This window comes from Roseisalinus antarcticus (assembly GCF_900172355.1).
GTDB classification, from domain to species: Bacteria; Pseudomonadota; Alphaproteobacteria; order Rhodobacterales; family Rhodobacteraceae; genus Oceanicola; species Oceanicola antarcticus_A.
Genome location: NZ_FWFZ01000028.1, coordinates 19,307 through 43,299 on the forward strand (window position 1 = coordinate 19,307; position 23,993 = coordinate 43,299).

The following is a 23,993-nucleotide window of genomic DNA, read 5'->3' on the forward strand; positions in this document are numbered from 1 at the left end:
CGCGACCGGCCGGACCGTCGCGGGGCCGCCGCGCAAGCGCGACCGGCCGGACCATCGCGGGGCCGCCGCGCAAGCGCGACCGGCCTTGCGGTCAGGCCGCGCCGGGCGGGCCGACCGGCACGCCTTCGGCGATCAGCCCGGCCGAGACGAAGTCGGACCACAGTCCGTCGGGGATCGGCGCGGCGGCATGGGCGATGTTCGCCCGGACCTCTTCCGGCGTCACCGCGCCGAAGACGACCGAGGAGACTTCCGGCGCCATCAGAGGAAATTGCAGCGCCGCCGCCGGCAGATCGACCCCGTGATCGCGGGTGATCGCGTTCAGCCGGGCGACCTTGTCGACGATCTCCTGCGGGGCGGTGCCGTATTCGTACTTGCCGCCCTCGGCCTCGCCCGTGGCCAGGATGCCAGAGCTGAAGGCCCCCCCCACGACGACCGACGCGCCGGTCTTGGCGGCCGGCAGGATCTCCTCGAAATAGATCGCCTGTTCGAGCAACGTGAACCGCGACGCGACGAAAAAAACGTCGAGCTGCGCCGCCTCGAGGAAACGGGTCATCATGCCGCGCTCGTTGATGCCGGCGCCGATGGCCGCCACCTCGCCCGCGGCCCGGAGCTCTTCCAGCGCACGGTATCCGCTGCTGTCGAGCTCGCGAAACTTCGCCGTCAGCGCCGCCTCGTCGGGGAAATACCCCCGGTCGAGGTCGTGGATATAGAGCATGTCGACCTTGTTGATCCCCAGCCGCTGGAGGCTGTCCTCGTAGCTGCGCATGATCGCGTCGTAGGTGAAGACATGCTCCACCTCGAATTGCAGGGGCGCCTCCCATGCGGGCGGTGCGAAGGCCGCGCGATCCCGGGGCCGGTGCAGCAGCCGCCCGACCTTGGTGGTCAGCACGTAGCTGTCCCGCGGCCGGTCGAAGAGTGCGCGGCCCGTTCGATGTTCGGCCTGGCCCAGCCCGTACCAGGGGGCGGTGTCGAAGAAACGAACGCCCCCGTCCCAGGCGGCCTGGAAGGTCGCGCGGGCCTCCGCCTCGTCGATCTTTGCGTAGATCCCGCCAAGCGGCGCGGTGCCCAATCCCAGGACCGGCACCTCCAGCTCGGTCTGACCGATCCTTCTGCGCTGGTCGAGTGTCATGGGCGGACCTCCTTCATCAGATCTGCGATGTGGATCAGCCGCCCGGACGCGGCGGAGCGGTAGGCGGCTTCGGCCAGGGCATAGGTCTGCAGGCTGCTTTGGGCCGAGGTCTCGAATTCGGCGCCCGAGCGCAGCGCATCGACGAAATGCTGCTCCGTGCGCGGCACGGAATCCTGGATCTGCGTCCAGGGGGCCGATGTCCAGCCGCGCGTGTCGGCGGCAATGGCCTCGTCCCGCGTGGCCCCGCCGGAATGGATGCGCAGGATCTCGCCCTCGAGGATCTGCACCGTGCCGTCGCGGCCCTCGATCTCGCCCAGGGTCTGGGGAAACGGGTTGGGATGTCGGTGCGCGGCGTAGCTGACATCGACGATGGTGGTGGCGGCGCTGTCGTGCCGCAGCAGGATGGTGGCCGCGTCCTCTCCGGCCAGGCCCGGCCGCACGGACTGGTTGAGGCAGGTCACGTCCGCCGCGTCGCCCATCAGGAACCGCGCCAGGTCGAGCATGTGAATACCCACGTCCATGATCATGAAACGCTCGGTCTTCAGCAGGTAGGGCTGGTTGGAATAGACGTCGATATCGTTGCGCCAGGACAGGCGGGCAAAGGTTGTCTCGCCGATCTCTCCGCTGTCGAGGATCTCTTTCAGCCGGCGAAAGATCTTCTGGAACCGGAAATTCTCGTGCACCATCACCGGCACGCCGGCGGCGCGGGCATGCGCCTCGATCCGCAGGCAGGTCTCTATGTCCGGCGCGAAGGGCTTTTGTACGATGACCGGAACGCCCGCGTCCACGGCCTGCGCGATCAGCGCCTCGTGGGTGTCCATGGTGGTGCAGATGTCGACGAAATCGAACGCGCCGGACCCCAGAACGGCCGCGTCCTGGTGCCAGGCGGGGATGCCGAAGGTCTCGGCCGCGCCGCGGGCCCGGTCGGCGTCGCGGTCGCAGACGGCGGCGATCCGCGCCCCCTCGACATCGGCCCATCCGTGCAGATGGTTGCCCGAGAAAAAGCCGCACCCGATCAGCAGGCCATTCATCTCGGTGGTCATGCCGCAGGCCCCTTCAGGTAGAGCACGCCGAACGCGCCGATCCGGTCCAGCGAGAGGTGCCGTGGCTCCGGCGCCGGCTCGGATGAGAGCGAGATCGCGGTCGTCTCGTCAAGGCAGACGCCCTTGGGTGCGCGAAGCCCGATGTCGGGCAGATCGGCGGGCTCGGATGAAAGGTTGGCGACAAGAGCGCTGCGAACGCCCGACGCGTCCCAGCTGACGATGGCCAGCGGGCCCGTGATCTCGGCGCGGAGCAGCCGCCCGCCCCCTGCCCCCGCGATCCACCGCGCGACATGGTAGAGCGGATAGCAGGCCCCATCGGGCAGGTCGTCCCAGACCGCCCTGGCATGATCCTGGGCCGTCGACAGCAGGCCGAAGGGCCCCGTCGGGGCGCCGAAGGCGAACCGCTCCGGCGCGAAGGCCGCGATCCGGGCGAGGTAGCCCACCGTCCAGGCCGCGGCGAAGAGCCCGCGTTGCCGCGGGTCCCGGCCCGCCATTCCGGCGCGGTCGTCGGGGTCGTTGACGGTCGGCGCCGCGCCATAGGGGTTCAGTCGCATCCCGATGCCGGTCGGCCCGACCGAGACCGGCAGATCCCCCACCAACTCCCGCGCTGTGGTCAGAATATGCGGCAGCGCCTGCAACGTCTCCATGACCGAGGAATCATCGGCCGCATGGACGACCGGCGAGGTGCCGAATGTCAGCCCTGACCAGAGCGCGGTGTCGGGACGCTTGCGGTTGAACTCGGTGAAGAACGCGGGCGTGCCGCCGATCAGCCGGGCGTCGGGGAAGGCACGGCCGAGGGCGCTCGCGATCTCGGGGTCCGACGGATGCGGTGGACGCTCCTGGCCGGGCTGAAAGCTCTGCTCGTCGATCTTGGGGAACGCCGCCACGGCCGCGGGGGCGATCCCCGCCGCCGTCAGGGACTGTGCCAGGTCGTCGATTTCCTGCGCGAGGCCCCGCGCGTCTTCAGCCGAGACGATGGTCTGGATCTCAAGCGCGGCGCCGGTCACCTCCATCAGCCTTGCCAGAGGCGCGAGGTCGCCGGTGCCGCCATCCACCGACGGATCCCATCGCAGAAGCAGGCGCTGCGGCGCCAGCGCCGTCATCGCCTCCACATGGCGCAATGCGTCCGCTGCCCCCGCCGGGGTGTCGAGCGGCAGGGCATAGACCGGAAGCGGCTGGCCGTCGGCCTCCGGCTCCACGAGGGCCGGCGCGACCTGTGCCACGGGCTCCGCCGGGCTGTCGATGGTGATGGTGACGGTCTGGACAACCGGTTCCTCCACCGAGAGCAGGTAGGGATGCGGCAGGCCGATGGGGCGGTTGTAGGTCTTGAGCGAGGCGTCCGACCAGTTGCGGTGATCCTCCATCTCGAAGACATCGCCCTCGAACCGGGTGCAGACACTCAGACCCTCGACCGGACGATGGGTCATCGCGCGCAGGTCCATGGCCGGCTGGCCGGGGGACAATTGCTTGGGGATCGTCACATCCCGAACGGTGCCGTCGGCATGCTCCAGCGTGGCCTCGCGGGCAATGACGCCGTCGAGCGGGTGCAGCACGATCAGACCCGCGCGGTTGGTCTCGAACGGGACCTCCGCACGGATTGTGGCCCTGGCCTCCACATGGCCATCGGCCTCGCCCGCATAGCGCAGGGCGACGGCCACGCCCTCGCCCGGGGTCCCGAAATGGGCGTTGACCGCCACCGAAAACCCGGCCGCGGTCTCGGTGATCTCCACGTCCGACAGGGTCGGGACGGGGGTGCCCCAGCCCGGCGTCCGCACCAGGAACAGGATACCGCGGATAATCTCCACACCGTCCCACCTGATCCAGCGCAGGGCACCGTCGTCCCATGTCGCCTCGAGCCGCCCGGCGCGCAGCACGCGCTTGGCAGCCTCGGCCTTGGAGGTTCCGAAAAGGAGCGTGTCTCGGGTCATCGACTTTGCCTCTTGATGAAGACGTCAAAGGCCACGGCGGCGATGATGATCAGACCGATCATGACCTGCTGGGTGTAGGGTGAGACGTTCAGGATCACGAGCCCGTTCATCAGGACGCCGGTCAGAACCGCGCCGATCACGGTGCCCACGACGCCGCCCGTCCCGCCGTAAAGGCTGGTGCCGCCGATCACGACGGCGGCGATCACGGTCAACTCGTAGCCGGTCCCGGCGACCGCCTCGGCCGAGTTCAGCCGCGCGGCCAGAACGAACCCCGCGAGCCCGGAACAGAAGCCGATGATCCCGAAGGAGGTGATGGTGATCCCGTTGACGTTGATGCCGGACAGGCGCGCCGCCTCGGGGTTCGAGCCCACCGCATAGACGGAGCGGCCGAACCGCGTCTGCGTCAGTACGAGGTAGGCGATGAGGGCGACGAGCGCGAAGATGATGACCGGCACCGGCACCGGTCCGATCAATCCCCGGCCCCACCATCCGAATTCGGGCGAGAAGCCCGAGACCGGACCGCCGTTGCCGATCGCCAGCGCGAGCCCCCGGAAGATCGTGAGCCCCCCCAGCGTCACCACGAAGGCGGGGACCGCCAGCCAAGCGACGACCATCCCCTGAAACAGCCCCGCGAGCGTTCCCACGGCCAGCGCCGCGAGGACGGCGATGGTCCAGTGATAGCCGTCGCCGGCATCGGAAAATCCGCCGCTCGTGCCGCCCTTGGCGACCACGGCCGCGCACAGCCCGGTCAGCGCGACCAGCGAGCCCACCGACAGGTCGATCCCGCGGATCAGGATCACGAAGGTCATGCCCACCGCGATGATCCCGAAGATCGAGACCTGCCGCAGGACGTTGAAGATGTTGATCGGCAACAGGAACCGGGGCTGCAGGCTGGTGAAGATCACCACCAGCGCCAACAGGAAGATCAGCGGCGCGAGCTTGCCCAGCAGGGCGAACCGCCGCGCCCGTCGAAGCGCCGCACTGGTTTCGGCATGTTCTTCAGCGGTCATCTGTCATCAGCCCTTTTCTGCGGCCATGGTCTGGCCCTCATGCCGCGTCATCCGTGTCATCAGATCCTCCGGTGTTGTCTGCGATGCCGGGCCGTCGCCCGTCACTTCGCCCTCGCGCAGGGTCACCACCCTGTCCGCGAGCGCCATGACCTCGGGCAGATCGGACGAGATCAGCAGGACCGCGACGCCCTCCCCCGCGATCTGACGAACGAGGTCGTGCACATCCTCCTTGGCGCCGACGTCGATGCCGCGGGTCGGCTCGTCGATGATCAGCAGCCGCGGCTGGCGCGCGATCCAGCGGGCAAGCACGACCTTCTGCTGGTTGCCGCCCGAGAGATTGGTGATCGGCGCCCGCGTGTTCTGCACCCGAATGCCGAGGCGCTCGATATAGGAAGCCAGCAGCCGCGTCTCTGCGCCGCGGTTGATCCGCCCCAGTGCGCCGGGGGCCACGGGGCTGGTGACGGTGAAATTCTCATGCACCGAGCGGTGCGGCAGGATCGAGAGGTCCTTGCGGTCTTCGGAGACATAGCCAAGCCCGGCCTCCATCGCGCCGGCCGGCCCGCGCGGCGTGAACCGCTGGCCGTCGAGCAGGATTTCCCCGTCGCCCACCGGATCGAGGCCGAAGATCATCCGCGCGGTCTCTGTGCGGCCGGCGCCGATGATCCCGGCAAGGCCCAGGATCTCTCCGGCCCGGACGGTGAAGGACACGTCGCGGACCATCTGCTCGCCACGCCCACGGCGGCGCGAGGCGAGGTTGCGCACCTCGAGCACGACCGGCCCGGGCTCTCGCGCCGCGCCACCGCGGCCGCGGCCGATCTCGACACTGCGGCCAGCCATGTCGCGGATGAGGTCGGGGATTTCGGTCTCGGCCGCGCGCCCGTCCGAGATGACCCGCCCGTCGCGCAGCACCGTGTAGGTCTCGCAAAAGGCCTTCACCTCGTCGAGCCGGTGACTGACATAGAGGACGGCGACCCCCTCGGCCGAAAGCTGGGCGACGATCCCGCCCAGGTTCTCGACTTCCTTGGGCGAGAGCGAGGCCGTCGGCTCGTCCATGATCACCACCTTGGACTCGCGGGTCAGCGCCCGGGCGATCTCCACCATCTGCTGTTCGGCGACGGACAGGCTGGCGACCGGCAGGCGCGGATCGACATCGAGCCCGAGCCGGCCCAGCGCCCGCCGCGTCTCGCGACGGACATGGGCCCAGTCGATCAGGCCGAACCGGCGCGACGGCAGGTGCCCGGCGAAAATCGCCTCGGCCACGGAAAGATCGGGAAACAGCGACAGCTCCTGCCGGATCACGCTGATGCCGGCGTGATCGGCGTCGAGCGGGCGCAGATACTGGACCGGCTCGCCCTGCATCCTGATCTGTCCGCCATCGGGCTGATGAACGCCCGACAGCAGGTTGATGATCGTCGACTTCCCGGCCCCGTTCTCGCCCAGAAGCGCACGCACCTCTCCCGGCACCAGCGACAGCGACACCTCGTTCAGGACGGTGACGCCGAAGAACCGCTTGGTCAGGGCCGCGGCCTCGAGCACGGGAGGACCGGCGCGCGATGTGCGCCCCGGTCCCCCCGCCCGAGCCGGAACTTCGTCCAGCCGAACCGTCATCAGTCGATCAAACCCACCCGTTCGGCCTGGTCGAGGTTGTCCTGGGTGATCGCGACCGGGTCGAGAAGGATATTGTCGCTCTCGGGCTCGATGCCGTTGCGGATGTAGTCCACGAGGGTGCGGACCGCGATCCGGCCCTGCTCGCCCGGGAACTGGTCGACCGTCGCGGCCAGGCTTCCGTCGCGCACGGCGCGCAAGGCACCGACCGATCCGTCATAGCCGTAGATCGCGATCTCGCCGGCAAGGCCACGCGCCTCGACCGCCTGTGCCGCACCCAGCGCCATGTCGTCGTTGGCGGCGATGATGACCTGCGGCGTCTCTTCCAGGCCGGTCAGGATATTCTCGGTCACCGACAGACCTTCGTCGCGCGAGAAATTCGCCGGCTGCTCGGACACGAACTGATAGCTGTCGCCGGCCGCATCGAGCACCGCGTGGGCGCCGTCATTGCGGTCGTTGGCGGTCTTGTCGCCGGGGATGCCCTGCAGGTTCACGATCGTGGCCCCGTCGGGAAACGCCGCGACCACCGCTTCGCCCTGCGCCTCGGCGCCGGAGTAGTTGTCGGCGGCGACATTGGCCAGAACCTCGGGCACGCCGTTGACGGGACGGTCGACCGTCACGACGGGAATGCCGTTCTGAATCGCCATGCGCACGGTTTCGGCCAGGCCGCTGGCGTCCACCGGTGCCACGATGATGCCGTCGACACCCTGCACAACTGCCGCCTCAAGGTCCGAGACCTGTTTGGGCGAGGACAGCTGACCGTCCGCGACGACGATCTCGACGCCGCCGATCTGCTCGGCCTCGTCCTGCATCTGCTCAACCATGAAGACGAAGTGAGGAAAGGCGAATGTCAGAGGCGACACGAGAATCGTGACCTCCTCCTGCTCCGATTGCGCAATGGCGGCCGGCGCGGCGACCAGCCCGGCGATCGCTGCGGATGCCGCGAGCATGAACGAGCGCTTCAACATGTTTCTGTATCCTCCCAGATTTCAGATGGGCCATTCTGCATACATTTACGCCGACCCAGCGCGTAGAGTGTCACGTTATCCTGACAAATAATCAACGGCTTTCTGCAATCTTCGTCATGATCCAGGGTCAGGAATGTCTTTTCTTGTCCGGGATCAGCATCTAATCTGTACGCAGTTTTTGGCCAGCAGGGTAGCCGCCCCGCTTTTGCGCAATGCATGATGTATCGAAAGGGACTCCGATGTCTGACTACCTTGCCCGCCTGTTCTCGCTCCAGGGGCAGACCGCGCTGGTCGCCGGCGGTGCCGGCGCCATCGGCCGCGACATTTCGATGGCGCTCGCCAAGGCCGGCGCCCGCGTGATCGTCCACGACCTCTCGCCCGACCGGCTTGACGACGTCAAGGCCATGTTCGACGCGGAAGGGCTCGAGTTTACCGGGATCGAGGCGGATCTGGGCACGGCCGCCGCCTGTGCCGAGCTTGCGGCAAAAGCCGGCGAGGTCACGGGCCGCATCGACATCCTCGTGAACCTTCAGGGCGCCAACCGCCGCAAGCCGATCGCAGATGTCACCGCCGAGGATTTCGACCTCATCACCTCGGTCAACCTGCGGTCGGTCTATTTCCTCTCGCAGGCGGTCCAGCCGATCATGAAGCGCCAGGGCGGCGGGCGGATCGTCCACTTCAGCTCTCTCTCGGCGAACGTGTCCTTCGACACGATCTCGGTCTACGCGGCCACCAAGGCCGCCGTCACGTCGCTCACCCGCAGCCAGGCCCACGAATGGGCCGACGACAACATCCTGGTGAATTCGATCGAGCCGGGCTTCGTCCAGACCGAGTTCACGCGCCCGCTCTGGGACGACGATTACCGCGCCGAGTGGTTCGCGAACTTCATCCCCCAGGGGCGCCTGGCCCGGCCCGAGGACCTGGTGACCACGGTGCTCTATCTCGCCGCGCCAGCGACCCGCTATCTCACCGGGCAGAACATCACGCCGGACGGCGGCGTCATGACCGGCGCAAGCTGGGTCGAGACCCCGCGCCGCGCCGCCATCGAGCGCTGAAAGGACCCCGCAATGACCGATTGGCTCATCGAGACGGACGACCTCGCCACCCTGCTGGAGACCGAGCCCGACGCGGACCGCGTCGTGCTGGACTGCTCCTGGTATCTGCCCGAGACCGGCAAGCACGCCATCGAGGACTTCCGGGCCGGGCACATTCCCGGCGCCCGGTTCATCGACCTCGCGGACATCTCCGACCCGGAGTCCGACTACGTGAACATGATGCCCTCGCCCGAACGGTTCGCCGACGCCGTGGGCGCGGCGGGCATCGGCAACGGGACCGAGGTGATCGTCTACGACGCGGGCTATGTCTCGGCGCGGCTGTGGTGGATGTTCCGCACCTTCGGCCACAACCGGGTGCGTATCCTCAACGGCGGCTACCGCAAGTGGGTCGCCGAGGGCCGCCCGCTGGAGGATGGTCCCGCCCGAGACGTGCCGCGGCAGGACTTCGTGGCCGGGCCCGTCGAGGGGCGGGTCGCCTCCATCGAGACCCTGCGCGACGTGACGGCGAACGGCGGCGCCGCGATCATCGACGCGCGGACCGCCGCCAAGTTCGACGGCCTTGAAGGATCGGGCTATCCCGGCGTCGCCTCGGGCTACATGCCCGGCGCCATCAACACGCCCTGGCAGCTGTTCTTCCGACCCGCCCCGGATCATCGCTTTGTCTCCGCCGACGAGGCGCGGCGGATCTTCGAGGACCGCGGCGTCGACATGTCGGGCCCGGTCATCACCACCTGCGGATCGGGCGTGACGGCGTCGATCCTGGGCTTCATGCTCGAACAGGTCGGGCACGCCGACTGGACGCTCTACGACGGGTCCTGGCACGAATGGGGCCAGCAGCCCGACACGCCCAAGCTGGTCAAAGGCGACACCTGACAGCATTCTGGCCGTCTCAGCTCTCGGGCAGCTGGATCATCTCGATGATCAGCCCCTCTTCGGGGCTGCGCATGTAGATGATCCGGCCGCCCTTGTTCGGCCCGTCGTCGATCTGGACCTCGGTGCCCACGATCTCCAGCGGCCAGGCCAGCGCCCGCTCCAGTGCCGTGTCCATGTCATCGACGTTCATCGCCACGTGAAGCGAGCCCAGGTCGCAGGGGCGCGGCACGTAGCGGGCGACGTCACCCGGGGCGGAATAGCACAGAAGCTCCAGCCTCGCGGGGCCGTTGCGCATGTAGATGACCTCGACCTCGGCCCCCCGAACACCCGTCACGGCAGAGATGATGGCAGGGTCGCGCGGCGCGCGTGAAAAGGTCTCGAACCCGAAGAGATCGCGAAACATCGCCTCGCTGCGGTCGAGATCCTTCACCGTGATCCCGGTGTGATTGAACGTGACATTCATCTTTCGTTCCTCGTTGGTCTTGGGTTTCTCCGCCGGCGGCCCCTACCGGCCCCCGCTTACGGGCAGTATCGCGCCGGTCACGTAGCTCGCGGCCTCCGACAGCAGCCAGACGATGGCGGCCGCGGTCTCCTCGGCCGATCCCGCCCGGCCCAGGGGCACGGTCTGGCCCAGCCGCTCGACACGGCCGGCATCGCCGGCGGATTTGTGGATCTCGGTGTCGATCAGGCCGGGGCGCACGGCGTTGACCCGGATGCCTTCGGGGCCCAGCTCCTTCGACAAGCCGATGGTCATGGACTCGATCGCGCCCTTCGAGGCGCCATAGTCGATGAACTCGTTCGGGGCGCCAAGAACCGCCGACATGGACGACAGGTTGACGATGCTGCCCCCCTGCCCGCCGTTTCCCGTGGCCATCAGGCGCAAGGCCTCGCGACAGCACAGGAAGGTGCCGGCGGTGTTGATCATGAAGGTGCGGGTCCAACGTTCCAGCGAGATGCCCTCGAACCGGCCCGAGGGGGGGAGCATGCCCGCGTTGTTGACCAGCCCGCGCAGGTGGCCATGGCGCTCCGCGCAGGTGGCGAAGAGGTGGCGGACCTGCGCCTCGTCCGAGACGTCGACCTGCAGCGCCTCCGCCCGGCCTCCCGCGTCGCGGATCTCGCCCACGACCCTCCCGGCCGCCTCCGCGTCCGAATTGAACGTCAGCAGGACGTCCCAGCCCTCCCGCGCGGCCAGACGCGCCGTCGCGGCGCCGATGCCCCGCGACCCGCCGGTTATCAGCAGAACCGCCGTCACGTGCGCGCCCCCGCACGGCGGGTCGGATGCGCGGCGCGGACGCCGGCGCCCGTGCGCCTTGAAAGTGATCGCATCACGTCCCGACGCCCCGGGTATCGGCCCGTTCCGGCCGGACGAATTCCCGCGCCTTCCGCTCTCATAGCCTCGTCCTCTTCCTTGCCCTGTCGCTGCGGCTGCCGGTCCAACCGGGTTGCGTGTTCAGAACCCTTCTCCCGACCGGGCGGCCATCTTCTCGGTCTCGGATTTCCGCGTCGGGCCCTCCTTGCCATCGAGAGCAACCCGCGCGGCGGCCCGGACGAGCCGCGGCTCGAACTGCGGCTCGATCTGGGCGATGATCGTCAGGGCGATGCGGGCGTAATGCTCTGCCAGAAGGTAGGACACGAGCCCGCCGTCCCGCGCATCGCAGGCCGCCAGGATCGCGCGATGCTCGGCAGAGGATTGTTCATAGGAATTGGATTGCCCCAGATAGATCCGGCGATACCGCTCTGCATGCTCGTTGAGCTTCGCCGAATACTCCACATGCCGTGGACCGGCCCCCCGGATCGCAATCATGTGGAAAGTCCGGTGCGCAGCGTCGAATTCGGCGAAATTCTCGGGCGAGGCGAATTGCTCCATCCGCGCGAGACAGTCGCGCATCTCGTCCATGTCCGCGCCGTCCAGATCCGCAACCGAGGTCCGCACGGTCGAGGTGTCAAGCTTGATCCGCAGCGCATAAAGCTCGTCAAGATCGGCCATGGAGGTGGTCGAGATCACCACCTGCCGCCCCCGGCGGGAGCTTACCAGCCCCTCTTTCTCGATCAGGCGGAGGGCTTCGCGGACCGGGGTCCGGCTCAGCCCGAGGCTTTCGGCGATCTTGACCTGGGACAGCCGGGCGCCCGGCGCGAAGGCCCCCCGCAGGATCGCGAGCTTGATGCGGTCATATGCGTCGAGCATCCGGCTGCCGCTGATGTCGGCCCCAATCGCCTCACCGGCCTGTTCGTCGTTCGAAACCACTGCGCTTCAGCCTCACAAGCTGTCCAATGCCTATTTTCTGTATATCTGACGTAGGCCGCAGTCAATAATCTGCATACTGATTGCGCCGCCCCCGCGGCCCGTCTCTCCGTCTTCGGAGCCAAAAATGAGGTGATACCGGGAAGAATGCCTTCACCTATGCCAACAAGAAAACCAAAGCTGTATGCAGTATGGCAACGCCGGTGCGTCATGCCCGCCCCGGCAACAGGGACCTCCACTCCCGCCGCGCGGACTACAGGCGTCCGCAGAAACCGGCCCCTTTGCAAAGCGCGACGAAGCCCCGTCCCGCCCCGGATTTCAGCTTGCGTGTGTCGCCAATTCGATGTTGCGGAACCGACAGGCCCTATGCAACCTTGAAGTGTTTCAACTCCCGTTCCGCCCTTCGCAGGGAGGCCAGTCGTCGGACGGGCCCTGATTGGAGGCACAATGCGGTCGAAGACTGGTCAATGGGCCTTTGTGTTGTTGTCCAGCGTCGCGGTCGCCGTTCTCGTGGCGCTGGTGGGTTTCCAGCAAAAGCGCAGCCTGGCAAAAAGCGAGGTGGAGGCGGCCTACGGCGAGCTGGAACTGGCGCTCGCCACCCTGTCCGTGCGCATGGCGACCATGGCAGAGGCGGTGGAGCAGACCCCTGATCTGACACCGCTGCACTTCTCGGACCTCTATGCCGATCTGCTCCACTCATCGACGCGGACACATGAACGCGCGATTGCCTTCATTCCCGAGGTGCGGAGCGCCGGGGACCTGGACCGGCTCCTCGATCGATTCCGGGCGGAATACGAGGCCACCGGCTATCCCGAATTCGCCCTTTTCCCAGAGATGACCGCGGACGCGATATTCCCGGCGATCATGGTCGAACCCGCGGCGCGCCGGGCCGACCTGTTCGGGTTCAACGTGGGGGCGAGCCCCGAGCGCCTGACCGCGGCCTACGACGCGCTGGAGCACGGCGCGATGACCAGCAGCGCACCGGTCGCGCTGTCACGGGAGGAAGGTGCGCCTGCCACGGGCTTTCTGCTGCTCTATCCCGTCCGGCTGGCCGCCTCGCACCCCGGGGTCGGCTACGACCAGGCGATCCTGGCGGCCGGGATGACGCCGGTCGCGCTCTTCTCGGACCGAGTCGCCCTGTCGGATCGGAACATCGTGCGGCTGGAGATCGGGATCGGCGGCGCGCTCCTGCCGGTGACGCTGTCGGCGGGCACCGACGAGCCCCTGCTGAACATCTCCATAGAGCGGGACGTGACCCTGCCTCCGATCCGGACCAGGGGGTTCGAGGTCCCGGTGCAGGCCAGCGTCGTCTACCTGCCGCAGCTGCTGGACGCGGCCCCGCCCCTGATCGCCGCCTCTGTCACCTTCCTGATCGGCTACCTGCTGATGAACCTCGCGACCACCCGGACGGCCTCCAAGCGCGAGCTCGAGGCCGCGCTGCGCAGCAAGGAGGTCGAGCTGCGCGAGGCCTACCGGATCCAGGCACGGTCCCAGCGGGTCGAGGCCCTCGGCCGGCTCGTGGGCGGTGTCGCCCATGATTTCAACAACATCCTGAGCGTGATCCTCGGCAATCTGGAGTTGATGAAGGAGGAAAAGATCGTGCGGACCGATGAGCCGCTGATCGAGGAGGCCATCGGCGCGACCCAGCGCGGCGCACATCTGACGCGGCAACTGTTGCTGGTGGGCCGGAAATCGCATCTGCAACCGCGAACCCTGGATGTGGCGCGGGTGCTGCTGGACAGCACCTCCATGCTCAGGCGCGTCCTTCCGGAGTCGATAGAGCTGACGGCCGCCCCGGCCGCCGGGCTCTGGCGTATCCGGGCCGATCTCGACGGTCTGAACAACGCGCTCCTCAACCTCGCCATCAATTCCCGCGACGCGATGGAAGGCCGGGGCAAGCTCATCATCGAGGCCGCGAACAGCCACGCCACGCCCGACTACATCAAGGACCGGCCGGAGGAGGAGCTCGCCCCGGGGCGCTACGTCATCATCTCTGTCACCGACACCGGCGGCGGCATGACGGCGGCGACCGCCGAACGCGCTTTCGATCCGTTCTTCACCACCAAGCATGCCACCGATGGCTCCGGCCTTGGGCTGCCCTCGGTCCTCGGCTTCTGCCGGCAATCGGGCGGCACCTGCCGCATCTACAGCGAGCCAGGCGTCGGCACGACCGTGCGCATGTTCCTGCCCGTCAGCGGGGAGGCCGCGAACAGGGCGACGGCGATGGAGCCACCGGACCCCCCGGCGAATGCCGGCGGGCGCATCCTACTGGCCGAGGACGAGGACAGCGTGGCGCGGATCATGCAGAAGCAGCTCGAGAGCTTCGGATACGCCGTGCAGCGCGTTTCGACCGGCGACGCGGCGTGGGAGCTGCTTCAGGGTCGCCAGAATTTCGACCCGCTGATCACCGATCTCGTCATGCCCGGCGAGATCCAGGGCGCGGAACTTGCCCGCCGGGTCGAGGGCTTGCTGCCGTCGATGAAGCTGCTGCTCGTCTCGGGCTATCTATCCCCAGGAAGCGGCGATCGAGGGCAATGGCGTCGCGACGCGGCACACGGTGCTGACGAAACCCGTCCCCCGCCACGAACTCCTGCTGGCAATCGACGCGGCGATGAACGACTGAGCAGCGCTTGCGGGTTGGCCGGGCGCACACAACGGGCCGTCGAGGCGCCGCCGGCTAGCCCTTGGGGGAGGTCCCCAACCCCGGGATGCGCCAGCCGACATAGCCCAGCCCGACCAGGGCCGCCGCCGTAAGGCCGGCCCCGGCCAGAAAGGTCGCCCGCGGCCCGGAGACATCCCAGAGCGCACCGGCCAGGACACTGGCCGTCAGCACGGCCAGCCCGCCGGCGAAATGGAATATCCCGAAGGCCGTTCCGCGCAGGTCCGGCGGGGCGCTGTCCGCGATCAGCGTGGCCAGCAAGCCCTGGGTCAACCCCAGGTGCAGCCCCCAAAGCGCCACGCCGAAGGCAACGCCGGTCAGGCCATCGGCAAGGCCCAAGACCAGGTCGGCGGCGATCAGCAGGCCGAAGCCGATCAGCAGCAGCGTCACCCGGTCATAGCGGTCCGACAGCACCCCTGCCGGATAGGCCGAGAGCGCGTAGACCAGATTCATCAGCATCAGCACCATTGGGATCAGCACCACTGGCAGGCCGGTGCCTTGCGCCCGCAGGATCAGGAAGGCCTCGCTGAACCGCGCAAGCGAGAACACCGTCGCGACGGCCACCACCAGCCAGAAAGGCGCGCCGAGGCGCTTCAGCTCAGCCTTGCTGAACGGCAGGCGTCTTTTCGGCCGGTCCGATGCTGGGGGCGGTTCGTGGACGGCAAACACCAGCAGCCCCAGCGCGAGGAAGGCCGGCAGCACGGCGACCCAGAACACCGCCTGAAAGTTGTTGGCCGTCAGCCACATCAGCGCGATGGCCAGGAACGGGCCGAGGAACGCGCCCACCGTATCGAGGGATTGGCGCAGGCCGAAGCTCGCGCCGCGCAGGTGGGCGGGCGCGATGTCGGCCACCAGCGCGTCCCGCGGCGCCCCCCGGATGCCCTTGCCGATCCGGTCGACGAACCGCGCCGCCGTCAGCCAGCCAACGGTGGCGGCAAGCGGGAACACCGGCTTGGTGACGGCGGCGAGCCCATATCCGATCACGGCCAGCAGCTTGCGCCTGCCCAGCCAGTCCGACAGCGCCCCCGAGAAGATCTTGACGATCGACGCCGTGGCTTCCGCGACCCCCTCGATGATGCCGACGGTCACCATCGACACCCCCAGCACCGAGACGAGATAGACCGGCAGCAGGGCGTGGATCAGTTCCGAAGACACATCCATGAGCAGCGACACGCAGCCCAGCGCCCAGATCCCGGTCGGGATCTGGCGCAGCCCCGACAGGGTGGACGACAGAAAGGTCACGCGGAGGCCCACGCTGCGGGCCGCCTCACGGCCGGGGTCCGATGGCCGGGGCTGGCCGAAGGGGCCTCGGGACGCCCGGCCGCGCGGGGCCGCCGGGCCGGGGCGCGTCACTCGGCGGCGTCAACCAGCGTCTCCATCGGCGGGCAGGTGCAGATCAGGTGGCGGTCGCCGTGCACATTGTCGACCCGGTTCACCGGCGGCCAATACTTGTCCACCCGGAACGCGCCGGGCGGAAAGCACGCCTGTTCTCGGCTGTAGGGGCGATCCCAGTCGCGCACGAGGTCCTCCATGGTGTGCGGCGCGTTCTTCAGCGGGTTGTTCTGCCGGTCGATGCGCCCCTCCTCGATGTCGGCGATCTCGGCGCGGATCGCCAGCATGGCGTCGCAGAACCGGTCGAGCTCGGCCTTGGTCTCGCTCTCTGTCGGCTCGACCATCAGCGTTCCGGCAACCGGCCAGCTCATCGTCGGGGCGTGAAAGCCGCAATCCATCAACCGCTTGGCGATGTCCTCGACGGTGATCCCCGCGCTTTTCTCGAAGGGCCGCGTGTCGAGGATGCATTCATGCGCGATCCGCCCGGTCGGCCCGGTATAAAGCACGTCGAATGCCCCGTTGAGGCGCCGCGCGATGTAATTGGCGTTCAGGATCGCGACCCGGGTGGCCTGGGTCATCCCCTCGCCGCCCATCATCAGGCAATAGGCCCAGGAGATCGGCAGCAGCGAGGGCGAGCCGAACGGCGCGGCGGACACCGGCCCCTCGGCCCCGCCGGTCTGCGGGTGGCCGGGCAGGAACGGCGCAAGATGCGCCTTGACGCCGATCGGCCCCATGCCCGGGCCGCCGCCGCCATGGGGGATGCAGAAGGTCTTGTGCAGGTTCAGGTGGCTGACGTCGCCACCAAGATCCCCCGGCCGGCTGAGCCCGACCATCGCATTCATGTTCGCCCCGTCGATATAGACCTGCCCGCCGTGGCGGTGCGTGATCTCGCAGATCTCGCGCACGGTCTCCTCGAAGACGCCGTGGGTCGAGGGATAGGTGATCATGCACCCCGCCAGCCGGTCGCCCGCCGCCTCGGCCCGAGCGCGGAAATCGTCGAGGTCGATGTCGCCGTTGGCAGCCGACCGCACCGCGACCACGTCCCAGCCCACCATATGCGCCGAGGCGGGGTTGGTGCCGTGGGCCGACACCGGGATCAGGCAGATCCTGCGGTCGTCATCCCCGCGGGACCGGTGCCAGGCGGCGATGGTCAGCAGCCCCGCGTATTCGCCCTGGGCGCCGGAATTGGGCTGCATCGAGATCGCGTCGTAGCCGGTCACGTCACAAAGCTTGTCCGAAAGATCCGCGATCACCTCGGCATAGCCCTGCGCCTGGTCGGCAGGCACGAACGGGTGCATCTGCGAGAACTCCGCCCAACTGACCGGCATCATCTCCGCCGCCGCGTTCAGCTTCATGGTGCAGGAGCCCAGCGGGATCATCGCCCGGTCGAGCGCCAGGTCGCGGTCGGCAAGCCGGCGCATGTAGCGCGTCATCTCCTGCTCGGCGCGGTTCATGTGAAAGACCTCGTGGTCAAGATACGACGTCTCGCGCAGCGACCCCTCTGGCAGGCGGTATTCGGGCGTCATGTCGTCGTCCGCGGCGTCAAGGCCGAAGGCGGCCCAGACCGCCTCCAGCGTGTCGGGGCGGCTGAGCTCGTCCAGGGTGATGCCCACCCGCGTCGTGCCGATCCGGCGCAGGTTCACGCCCTCGCGCACGGCCGCCTGCAGCAGGCTGCGCTGCATCAGCCCGACCTCGACGGTGATCGTGTCGAAGAACTGCCGGGGCTGAACCTCGAACCCCGCCTGCTCCAGCTTGCGGGCAAGCCGCACGGTCTTGCGGTGGATGCGCTGGGCGATGGCCTTGAGCCCTTCGGGGCCGTGAAACACCGCGTAGAACGAGGCCATCACCGCCAGCAGCGCCTGCGCAGTGCAGATGTTCGAGGTCGCCTTCTCGCGCCGGATATGCTGCTCGCGGGTTTGCAGCGACAGCCGGTAGGCCCGGTTGCCGTGGCTGTCGACCGACACGCCGACCAGACGCCCGGGCAGCGCCCGCTTGTAGCTCTCCCGGGTCGCCATATAGGCTGCGTGCGGCCCGCCATAGCCCATCGGCACGCCAAAGCGCTGGGTGGAGCCGACGGCAATATCGGCCCCCATCGCGCCCGGTTCCTTCAGCAGCGTCAGCGCCAGCGGATCCGCCGAGACCGCGGCGATGGCGCCGACCTCATGCAGGGCCGCGATCTCGGGGGTGACATCGCGGATCTCGCCATGGGTGCCCGGATACTGGAACAACGCGCCAAAGACGCGCACGGGCTCCAGCGCCGCGGGCGGGCCGACGATCACCTCGATGTCGAGCGGTGCCGCGCGGGTCCGGATCACCGCGATGTTCTGCGGATGGCAATTCTCGTCGACGAAGAACGCCTGCGCCTTCGACTTCGCGACCCGCTTGGCCATCGTCATCGCCTCGGCACAGGCGGTGGCCTCGTCCAGCAGCGAGGCGTTCGCAATCTCGAGCCCGGTCAGGTCGGAGATCATCGTCTGGTAGTTCAACAGCGCCTCGAGGCGGCCCTGGCTGATCTCGGGCTGGTAGGGGGTATAGGCGGTGTACCAGGCCGGGTTCTCGAAGATGTTGCGCTGGATCGCCGGCGGCGTGACGGTGCCGTGATAGCCCTGGCCGATCAGCGAGGTCAGCACCTGGTTGCGGTCGGCGGTCTCGCGCATCCGGCGCAGAAGCTCGCGTTCCGACAGAGGCTTGCCCCAGTCGAGCGGCGCGTCCTGGCGGATGCTGCGCGGCACGACATCGTCGATCAGCGCCTCCAGGCTCTCGGCCCCAAGAAGCGCCAGCATCCGGTCCATCTCGGCCGGAGAGGGGCCGATGTGGCGGCGGTTGGCGAAATCGTAGGGCAGGTATTCGGTGGGTTGGAAGGCCAATTCGGTCTCCTGAAGCTCTGTCGTTGAGGCGCGGGCCGGGGTCAGTCGACGAGGGCCTTGTATGCGGCCTCGTCCATGTAATCGTCGATCTGGGACGGATCGCTTGCGCGGATCTTGAAGAACCAGCCCTCGCCCAGCGGGTCGCGGTTCACCAACTCGGGGTCGTCCGCGACCACGTCGTTGACCTCGACGATCTCGCCGTCGATCGGGGCGAGGATATCGGACGCGGCCTTGACGCTTTCGATCACCACGACCTCGTCGTCCTTGGCCACGGTCGAGCCCACGGTCGGAAGCTCGACAAAGACGATGTCGCCCAGCTGTGTCGTCGCATGTTCGGTGATCCCGACCACGATCAAATCGTCATCCGGGCGGAGCCATTCGTGCTCTTCGGTGAATTTCATCCTGTCCTCCTGTGTCTAGCGTTTGAAATTGGCTGGGATGAACGGCAGGGCGGCGACCTGGACCGGCCGCCGGGTGCCGCGCAGCTCTCCCATCAATGTGGTGCCGGTCCGGGCCATGCCGGCCGGGACATAGCCCATGGCAACAGGCGCCCCCAGGCTGGGACCGAAGCCGCCAGAGGTGACGCTGCCGATCGCGTCGCCGCCCTCCGCGCCCTCAAAAAGGTCCACGCCGGCGCGCATCGGGGCGCGGCCCTCGGGGGCGAGGCCCACGCGCCGCCGGTCCGCGCCGTCCGCAAGCTCTCGCAGGATCCGGTCCGCGCCGGGAAAGCCGCCGGCCCGCGCCCCGCCGGCGCGGCGGGCCCTCTGGATCGCCCAGGTGAGCCCGGCCTCGACCGGGCTGGTCCCGGCGTCGATGTCCTGACCGTAAAGGCACAGGCCCGCCTCCAGCCGCAGGCTGTCGCGGGCGCCAAGGCCGATCGGCGCGACGGCGTCGTCAGTCAGCAGGGCCCGCGCCAGCGCCTCGGCGGCGGCCCCGGGCACCGAAATCTCGAACCCGTCCTCGCCGGTATAGCCCGAGCGCGACACCCAGCATTCCACCCCCGCGAGCGTCACCGTGGTGACATCCATGAACAGCATCCGCGCCACCTCCGGCGCGAGCGCGGCGAGCACGGCTTCGGCGGACGGCCCCTGCAGGGCGAGCAAGGCGCGATCCTCCAGCACCTCGACCGCGACGCCCGCCGGCAGGCCCGACCGCAGCCGCGCGACATCCTCGGCCTTGCGGGCGGCGTTCACGACCAGGAACAGGTGATCGCCCCGGTTGGCCACCATCAGGTCGTCCTCGATGCCGCCCGCCGCATTGGTGAAGAACCCATAGCGCTGGCGCCCCACGGCCAGCGACACCAGGTCCATCGGCATCAGCGCCTCGAGCGCGGTCGCGGTGGCGGCCGGATCCGTTCCGCGCAGGATGATCTGGCCCATGTGGCTCACGTCGAAGAGACCTGCGGCCGTCCGGGTGTGCAGATGCTCCTGCATCACGCCGGCGGCATATTGCAGCGGCATCTCGTAGCCGGCGAAGGCGACCATCCGCGCCCCCAACTCCCGGTGCAGGTCGTTCAGCGGTGTCTGGTTCAGCCCATCGCCTGTCATCGCGTCTCCTCCGTTGTCCGAACGGAGCCCCAGGCGTCATCCGGGCGCCCCGTCGCGCGGCCCTTCGGCCAGCTTCGGCGCCCCCTCTGTCCGTTCGCCTGAGATCGCTATCCCTTCGGCGGGCGCGTCAGCGCCTCTCTCCAGAGTTCCTCGGCCGGTCGGTCCGGGTGCCTGAGAGTTTCCGGGGCGGTTGCTCCTTCGGCGACGTCCTGTGACGTCTCTCCCGACCAGTTCTGAGGGGATCGTATCGAAATTCCCTGCGGAGGCAATGGCGCATCCGCGTCGTGCCCGATCTGCGATCTTCGCACGGCAGGGACCCCTTGACCCTCCAGCGGCTGGAAGGACTACATGAGGTGAACCGCTTCCCGCCCGACCTCGAAAGGACAGGCCATGACCCCGCCACGCGCGACCGCTGAAACCACGCGCACGCCGCTCATCCGCGACCCGGTCTGCGGCATGACGGTCGACCCCGCCGCGGACAAGCCCGAGGCCGAGGTCGACGGCCACCGCTATCATTTCTGCTCGAGCGGATGTCGGGACAAGTTCGTGGCCGACCCCGACGCCTATCGAACGGCCGAGGATCCAGTCTGCGGCATGAGCGTGGACCGTGCAACCGCCGCGCACATGACCAAACACGCCGGCACGCGGGTCTATTTCTGTTCGGCCGGCTGCCAGGAGAAGTTCGAGACCGACCCCGACGCCTATCTCGGCGAGCGCCCCGCGCCCGAGCCGATGCCGGCGGGCACCGAATACACCTGCCCGATGCACCCAGAGATCGTCCAGGATCACCCCGGCGATTGCCCGAAATGCGGCATGGCGCTGGAGCCGATGACCCCTTCGGCCGACAGCGGGCCGAACCCGGAATACGTTGATTTCAAGCGCCGGCTTTGGCTGACCGGCCCCCTCGCCCTCGCCGTCTTCCTGTTGGAAATGGGGAGCCATGTTGGCATTCCGTTCACGGCCTGGCTGGGCCACACGACCTTCGGCTGGCTGCAATTCGCACTCGCGACGCCGGTGGTCTGGATCTGCCGGCCGTTCTTCAAGCGTGGCTGGGCGTCCGTGGTGAACCGTTCGCCCAACATGTGGACGCTGATCGCGCTCGGGACCGGCGCGGCCTACCTGTTCTCGATATTCGCCCTGATCGCGCCGGGGCTGCTGCCGGCCCAGATGCGCGGCGACACCGGCATGGTTCCGGTCTATTTCGAGGCGACGGCAGTGATCCTCGTGCTGGTCCTGATCGGACAGGTCATGGAGCTCGCGGCCCGGGAACGGACTGGCGACGCGATCCGTTCGCTCATGGACCTCGCCCCCCGGACCGCCCGCCGGGCAAGCGGCGACCGCGAAGAGGACGTGCCGCTGGACGCGCTGCGGACCGGCGACATCCTGCGCGTCCGGCCGGGCGAAAGCGTTCCGACCGACGGCGTCTTGACCGAGGGCCGGTCCTCGGTGGACGAAAGCATGATCACCGGCGAGCCTGTCCCGGTCGAGAAAGTGGCGGGCGACGACGTCACCGGCGGCACGTTGAACGCCTCCGGCAGCTTCCTGATGGAGGCCCGGTCCGTCGGCGCCGACACCACGCTCAGCCGGATCGTCCAGATGGTCGCCAGCGCCCAACGGTCGCGCGCACCGATCCAGGCGATGGCCGACCGGGTTGCGGGGTATTTCGTGCCGGCTGTGGTGTCGGTTGCCCTGATCGCATTCGTGGTCTGGTGGCTCTTCGGCCCGGCGCCGGCCCTGTCCTACGCCTTCGTCGCCGCGGTCTCGGTGCTGATCATCGCCTGCCCCTGCGCCTTGGGCCTGGCCACCCCGATGTCGATCATGGTCGCCACCGGCCGCGGCGCGAACGCCGGCGTCCTGATCCGCGACGCCGAGGCGCTGGAACGCTTCGCCAAGGTCGACGTGCTGATCGTCGACAAGACGGGCACCCTGACCGAGGGCAAACCGACGCTGACCGATGTCGAACCAGAGAGCCTCGGCGAAGCGGCGTTCCTGTCGCTCGTCGCAGCACTTGAGCGCGGATCGGAGCATCCGCTGGCCGAGGCCATCCTGGCAGGCGCAGAAGAGCGCGGCGCGGCGCGTCAGGAGGCCCATGACTTCGAGGCGATCACCGGCAAGGGGGTGACCGGCACCGTGGACGGCCGCGCGGTGGCGCTCGGCAATGCCGCGCTGATGGCGGATCTCGGCGTCGGGACCGGGGACCTGTCCGACCGCGCCCGGGTGCTTCAATCCGAGGGCAAGACGGTGATGTTCGTCGCCCTTGATGGCCACGCGGCGGGGCTTCTGGGGGTGGCGGACCGGATCAAGCAGACAACGCCGGACGCGATCAGCGCCTTGCACGACCTCGGGCTGCGGATCGTCATGGCCACCGGTGACGCGGAGGCCACGGCGCAGGCGGTCGCCCGCGAGCTCGGGATCGACGAGGTCCACGCCGGCGTCAGCCCCGAGGACAAGGGCGCCCTAGTCCGCAAGCTGCGGCAAGAGGGCCTCTCGGTCGCGATGGCGGGCGATGGTGTGAACGACGCCCCGGCGCTGGCCGAGGCCGACGTCGGCATCGCCATGGGCACGGGAGCCGATGTTGCGGTCGAAAGCGCCGGGATTACGCTGGTCAAGGGCGACCTGGGCGGCATCGTCCGGGCCCGCAAATTGGCCGAGGCGACCATGCGCAACATCCGCCAGAACCTGTTCTTCGCCTTCGTCTACAACAGCGCCGGCGTCCCGGTCGCCGCGGGCATCCTCTATCCCGTCTTCGGCCTGCTCCTGTCGCCGATCGTCGCGGCGGCGGCGATGAGCCTGTCCTCCGTCTCCGTCATCGGCAACGCCCTGCGCCTGCGTGCGGTCCGGCTTTAGCCAGAGCGGCGCCGGATGCGGTGGGCGCCTCCGGCGTGGCGCATCGGCTATCTCGCTGTCGGCGAACCTGTCTCACGCGATCGGCGCCCAGCCCGGCGGCGCACTGACGGTGAGCGGACCTGCCGGCGGACAATCGTCTCGACCGGACCGGACACGCGGGTCGCCGCCCCATGTTCGTAGGTCGTTCCTGCCGGGCGGCGATCAACCTTGCGGGGAGGTGCTGATCTTGATGTGCATGGGCGACGCGAAACCGGATAGCCGGCGCCCTTGCAACGCGGTCACAATTGGTGGTCATCATTCCCCACCAAGCGCCAAGGACGGCATCTCGCCGGGGTGCCCATACCGTATCAAAGGCCGTTGAGGTTCGCGCACGCTGCCCTCCACCGGCACGGTCCTTCCCGGTCACTCTGCCAGAGCCCCCGACAATTGTCGCTGCGCTTGGCGGAGCGGACCAGAGGGCACGGCGTCCGGTCACCGCCTGGGAGAACGCCAAGTCGTTTGGATCAATGTTCTGTCAGAAAACCCCAAACACGAGCACAATGTTGCGAACTTTTCGGTCGCGGAATACCCACCCCGTGGGCTGGCAAGTCAGAGCTGGAGGCCCAAGATCCGACGTCGGCGCTCAATGTCATGGAAACCGCCGTCCCTCGGCAACGGCCTCTGATGACGAAGGTCAGTTCCACCTGCGCTTGCGCGGGCATTGCCCCATGCCACCCTCCCAGACCGGCCGATATTTCCAAACCGCAATGACAAATTCCAATGCCGCTTATCCGGTCGTTCCCGGCCCCGCCGTCCAGCACATCGCGCCCGGCCTCGCCGCGCAGGCTGTCATTCCCGTCGCCGCCGCGCAGGATGTCGCCGCCGGTCCAGCCGCGCAGGTTGTCGTTG

Annotated in this window: 17 protein-coding genes, 1 pseudogene and 2 riboswitches; of the genes and pseudogenes, 4 read left to right on the forward strand and 14 right to left on the reverse strand. The window is 68.4% G+C overall.

All coding sequences use genetic code 11. The features are described from left to right. Positions 1-91 precede the first annotated feature (91 nt). The 6 genes from ROA7023_RS18285 to ROA7023_RS18310 all read right to left on the reverse strand — a co-directional run bounded on the left by ROA7023_RS18285 (position 92) and on the right by ROA7023_RS18310 (position 7,683). A complete protein-coding gene (locus tag ROA7023_RS18285; RefSeq protein ID WP_085880473.1) occupies positions 92-1,129 on the reverse strand; it encodes an aldo/keto reductase in 1,038 nt (345 codons plus the stop codon). Beyond that, entirely contained in the window at positions 1,126-2,172 is a 1,047-nt protein-coding gene (locus tag ROA7023_RS18290; RefSeq protein WP_085880474.1) for a Gfo/Idh/MocA family protein, read from the reverse strand. Before ROA7023_RS18290 ends, ROA7023_RS18285 begins: the two co-directional genes overlap by 4 nt. Further along, complete coding sequence (locus ROA7023_RS18295; RefSeq protein WP_085880475.1) at positions 2,169-4,100, reverse strand: D-apionate lactonase family protein; 1,932 nt, start codon at positions 4,098-4,100, stop codon at positions 2,169-2,171. Before ROA7023_RS18295 ends, ROA7023_RS18290 begins: the two co-directional genes overlap by 4 nt. After that, positions 4,097-5,110, reverse strand: a complete 1,014-nt coding sequence (locus tag ROA7023_RS18300) for an ABC transporter permease (protein WP_085880476.1) — start codon at positions 5,108-5,110, stop codon at positions 4,097-4,099. The genes ROA7023_RS18295 and ROA7023_RS18300 overlap by 4 nt, the downstream gene beginning before the upstream one ends. Positions 5,111-5,116: 6 nt before the next feature. After that, a complete protein-coding gene (locus ROA7023_RS18305; RefSeq protein WP_234992313.1) occupies positions 5,117-6,646 on the reverse strand; it encodes a sugar ABC transporter ATP-binding protein in 1,530 nt (509 codons plus the stop codon). Positions 6,647-6,717: 71 nt separating this feature from the next. After that, positions 6,718-7,683, reverse strand: a complete 966-nt coding sequence (locus ROA7023_RS18310; RefSeq protein WP_085880478.1) for a substrate-binding domain-containing protein — start codon at positions 7,681-7,683, stop codon at positions 6,718-6,720. Positions 7,684-7,922: 239 nt separating this feature from the next. On the opposite strand from ROA7023_RS18310, the gene ROA7023_RS18315 reads away from it, so the two are divergent. Both ROA7023_RS18315 and ROA7023_RS18320 read left to right on the forward strand, forming a co-directional pair. Further along, positions 7,923-8,738 carry an SDR family NAD(P)-dependent oxidoreductase gene (locus ROA7023_RS18315; protein WP_085880479.1) on the forward strand — a complete coding sequence of 272 codons (816 nt, stop codon included), beginning with the start codon at positions 7,923-7,925 and terminating at the stop codon, positions 8,736-8,738. A 12-nt stretch (positions 8,739-8,750) separates the two neighbouring features. Continuing rightward, complete coding sequence (locus ROA7023_RS18320) at positions 8,751-9,611, forward strand: sulfurtransferase (RefSeq protein ID WP_085880480.1); 861 nt, start codon at positions 8,751-8,753, stop codon at positions 9,609-9,611. Between the two features lie 16 nt (positions 9,612-9,627). Here ROA7023_RS18320 and ROA7023_RS18325 read toward each other — a convergent pair whose 3' ends face one another. The 3 genes from ROA7023_RS18325 to ROA7023_RS18335 all read right to left on the reverse strand — a co-directional run bounded on the left by ROA7023_RS18325 (position 9,628) and on the right by ROA7023_RS18335 (position 11,856). After that, on the reverse strand, positions 9,628-10,074 hold the full coding sequence (locus ROA7023_RS18325) for a VOC family protein (RefSeq protein WP_085880481.1): 447 nt from the start codon (positions 10,072-10,074) through the stop codon (positions 9,628-9,630). Positions 10,075-10,116: 42 nt separating this feature from the next. Further along, entirely contained in the window at positions 10,117-10,863 is a 747-nt protein-coding gene (locus ROA7023_RS18330) for an SDR family oxidoreductase (protein WP_085880482.1), read from the reverse strand. A 198-nt stretch (positions 10,864-11,061) separates the two neighbouring features. Beyond that, positions 11,062-11,856 (reverse strand): GntR family transcriptional regulator, encoded by a 795-nt coding sequence (locus ROA7023_RS18335; RefSeq protein WP_085880483.1) that lies wholly within the window; start codon positions 11,854-11,856, stop codon positions 11,062-11,064. Positions 11,857-12,300: 444 nt separating this feature from the next. Here ROA7023_RS18335 and ROA7023_RS18340 point away from each other — a divergent pair, with 444 nt between their 5' ends. Then, entirely contained in the window at positions 12,301-14,607 is a 2,307-nt protein-coding gene (locus ROA7023_RS18340; RefSeq protein WP_085880484.1) for a CHASE domain-containing protein, read from the forward strand. On the opposite strand, the gene ROA7023_RS18345 is transcribed toward ROA7023_RS18340, so the two are convergent. The 4 genes from ROA7023_RS18345 to gcvT form a co-directional block, all read right to left on the reverse strand. Next, positions 14,531-15,754, reverse strand: a complete 1,224-nt coding sequence (locus ROA7023_RS18345; RefSeq protein WP_234992315.1) for an MFS transporter — start codon at positions 15,752-15,754, stop codon at positions 14,531-14,533. The two genes, ROA7023_RS18340 and ROA7023_RS18345, sit on opposite strands and share 77 nt — an antisense overlap. A 107-nt stretch (positions 15,755-15,861) precedes the next feature. Then, the gene (gcvP, locus tag ROA7023_RS18350; protein ID WP_085880485.1) at positions 15,862-18,711 is read right to left on the reverse strand and encodes an aminomethyl-transferring glycine dehydrogenase; all 2,850 of its coding nucleotides are present in this window, start codon (positions 18,709-18,711) and stop codon (positions 15,862-15,864) included. A 41-nt stretch (positions 18,712-18,752) separates the two neighbouring features. Beyond that, the gene (gene gcvH, locus ROA7023_RS18355; RefSeq protein WP_085880486.1) at positions 18,753-19,112 is read right to left on the reverse strand and encodes a glycine cleavage system protein GcvH; all 360 of its coding nucleotides are present in this window, start codon (positions 19,110-19,112) and stop codon (positions 18,753-18,755) included. Positions 19,113-19,127: 15 nt separating this feature from the next. Further along, positions 19,128-20,258 carry a glycine cleavage system aminomethyltransferase GcvT gene (gene gcvT, locus ROA7023_RS18360; protein ID WP_085880487.1) on the reverse strand — a complete coding sequence of 377 codons (1,131 nt, stop codon included), beginning with the start codon at positions 20,256-20,258 and terminating at the stop codon, positions 19,128-19,130. Positions 20,259-20,342: 84 nt separating this feature from the next. After that, a riboswitch (glycine riboswitch) is annotated at positions 20,343-20,404 on the reverse strand. A 3-nt stretch (positions 20,405-20,407) separates the two neighbouring features. Beyond that, a riboswitch (glycine riboswitch) is annotated at positions 20,408-20,494 on the reverse strand. Positions 20,495-20,648: 154 nt separating this feature from the next. On the opposite strand from gcvT, the gene ROA7023_RS18365 reads away from it, so the two are divergent. Next, the gene (locus ROA7023_RS18365) at positions 20,649-23,105 is read left to right on the forward strand and encodes a heavy metal translocating P-type ATPase (protein WP_085880488.1); all 2,457 of its coding nucleotides are present in this window, start codon (positions 20,649-20,651) and stop codon (positions 23,103-23,105) included. Between the two features lie 503 nt (positions 23,106-23,608). Here the strand turns inward: ROA7023_RS18365 and ROA7023_RS18370 are convergent. Beyond that, positions 23,609-23,993 (reverse strand): annotated as a pseudogene (locus ROA7023_RS18370) (hypothetical protein); the annotation flags it as partial.